We start from the raw sequence: 2,322 nt of genomic DNA, 5'->3' as shown, positions 1-2,322 counted from the left end.
CACGCGCAGGTCGGCGCCCTCGACCTGCCAGGCCCAGTGCTGGTGGGTGCGGTGGTCGAGCAGCCGCACCAGCGACTTGAAGAGCAGTTCGTCACGGGCCGGCAGCCCTTCGATGCTGAAGCTCAGCAGCGGCCGGCGGTCGCGGGGCGAGGCGCTGAAACCGGTCATGCGTGGTCCGCGGAGGACCGGCGGTCGGCCGGCAGGCAATGCACCAAACTGGGGCTTTTTAGCGATCCGAATGGCAATTCAAGCGCTTCCATCGATGAAACATCCCCGGAAAGCCTCGCGGCCCGCCATTGATTGAATGCCTAAGTGTTAAATAGTGTTTCTCGCCAAAAATATAACACTCGTTGCAATTAAACACACTAGATTACAAAACCCGACTAAGTCCTACGGGAATCGGTGGGAGTGGGAATGGGGGCCCGGGCCGCGGGCAGGCAGCGCTCAGGACCGCAGGCTGGTCCAAAGAAAGGCCAGGGTCGCCAGCGCCATGACCGCGGTCGCGGCCCAGCCCAGCACCCGCCAGTGCAGCGGCAGCACCAGCTCGCCCATGAGGCGGCGGTTGCCGGCGGCCCACATGACGCCGACCATGATCGGCACCGACATCAGCGAATTGATCACCGCCGCCCACACCAGCGCTTTCATCGGATCGACGCCGCACAGGCTGATGCCGATGCCGCAGACCATGGCGGCCGCGAGGATGCCGTAGAAGGCCGGCGCCGCGCCGACCGGCTGCTCGAGCCCGCGGCGCACGCGCAGGAATTCGGCGCAGGCATAGGCGGCCGAACCGCCGAGCACCGGCAGCGCCAGCAGGCCCGTGCCGATGATCCCCAGCGCAAACAGCGCGAAGGCCGCGCTGCCCGCCACCGGGCGCAGGGCCTCGGCCGCCTGCGCGGTCGAGCTCACGTCGGTCTGGCCATGGGCGTGCAGGGTGGCGGCCGAGGCCACGATCATCGAGAAGGCGATCGCGTTGGAGAAACCCATGCCGACCCAGGTGTCGAGCCGCAGCCGGCGCAGTTGCGCGCGGGCCTGCGCGGGATGGGTCCTGAGCGCATGGTCCTTGGGAATGCGCTCGATCTCCTCCACCTCCTGCGCCGCCTGCCAGAAGAACAGGTAGGGGCTGATCGTGGTGCCGAGGATCGCGACCACCATCTTGATGCTCTCGGCATCCCAGTGCATGCGTGGCACCAGCGCGCCCACGAGCGCGGCCTTCCAGTCGACGTGCGCCACCAGCGCCACGCCCACGTAGGCCAGCAGCGAGAGCGTGAGCCACTTGAGCACGCGCACGTAGCGGTGGTACGGCAGCCAGGCCTGCAGCGCCAGCGACAGCAGGCCGAAGCCCAGCGCATAGAGCGCCTCGGGTCCGCCCAGGCCCAGCCGCGCGACCTCGGCCATGGCGCCGATGTCGGCCGCGAGGTTCACGACATTGGCAACCAGCAGCAGCACGACCGAGAGAAACACCACCGGGCGTGGCCACAGGGCGGCGAAGGCCGAGGTGAGCCCACGCCCCGTGGTGCGGCCGATGCGCGCGCTCGCGAGCTGGATGCCCACCATCAGCGGATAGGTCAGCAGCAGGGTCCAGCCCATGCCGTAGCCGAACTGAGCGCCGGCCTGGGTGTAGGTGGCGATGCCGCTGGGATCGTCGTCGGCGGCGCCCGTGATGAGACCGGGGCCGAGGCGGTTCAGGAAGCCGCGCTTGGCGGGAGGCTCAGCGCCTGCGCCGGCGCCGGCGCGGTCTTCGTCCTGCTCGTTCGGTCTCGGCATGCTCGCCTCGTCGGTGACCTCGGGACACCGAAAGTAGGGTGCGTCCCCCGGCCCCCCTGTAGGACGCTGCTGCAACCTGGATGCACTTGGCAGGCGAGCGTGGCCGTGCGGGCGTCCTACGCCTTCTTCTTCCGCGCCGGCCGCAGCGAGATCTCCGGCGGCAGCGCAAAGCGGTCGCGCGCGCCCTCCTCCAGCCGTGCCGGCAGGCCCAGCGCCTGCGCCAGATGCGCCGCGTCGTAGGGCGCATGCACCTTGATGTCGTTGTCGAAGTAGCAGAACACCTCGCGCGCGCCACGCGGTGCCGCCACCTTCGAGGCCCGCTTCGCGTCGCGCACCTGCCGTCCCTGGCGCCAGGCCGCGATGCGCCGGGCCCAGTGCGCGAGCGCCGGTTCGCCGTAGCCGCTCGCATAGAGCTTCTTGTCGCCATGCAGCCGCAGGTAGACGAAGTCGGCCGTGAGGTCCTCGAGCAGCGGCCAGCGGCCCGCCGTGTCGGCCACCACGAGCGCGATGCCGTGGCGGCGCAGTTGCGCGATGAAGGCCGGGTCGACGAAGCTCGGG

At 69.6% G+C, this 2,322-nt stretch carries 2 protein-coding genes; both read right to left on the bottom strand.

All coding sequences use genetic code 11. The annotated features are described in order from the left end of the window. Positions 1–444: 444 nt before the first annotated feature. On the bottom strand, positions 445–1,764 hold the full coding sequence (locus tag AC27VN_RS39180; RefSeq protein ID WP_490880169.1) for an Nramp family divalent metal transporter: 1,320 nt from the start codon (positions 1,762–1,764) through the stop codon (positions 445–447). Between the two features lie 116 nt (positions 1,765–1,880). Beyond that, on the bottom strand, positions 1,881–2,322 hold a 442-nt coding region (locus AC27VN_RS39175), incomplete at its 5' end, for a DUF72 domain-containing protein (RefSeq protein WP_490880168.1).

It is taken from the genome of Variovorax sp. 20P10.2.4, assembly GCF_058244205.1.
Note: the sequence above shows the minus strand (reverse complement) of the source record. Positions and strands in the feature narration are given on the sequence as shown.

Bases quoted from the DNA above. Each gene is read 5' to 3' on its own strand.
- AC27VN_RS39180 (WP_490880169.1), bottom strand. From the start codon at position 1,764: ATGCCGAGACCGAACGAGCAGGACGAAGACCGCGCCGGCGCCGGCGCA.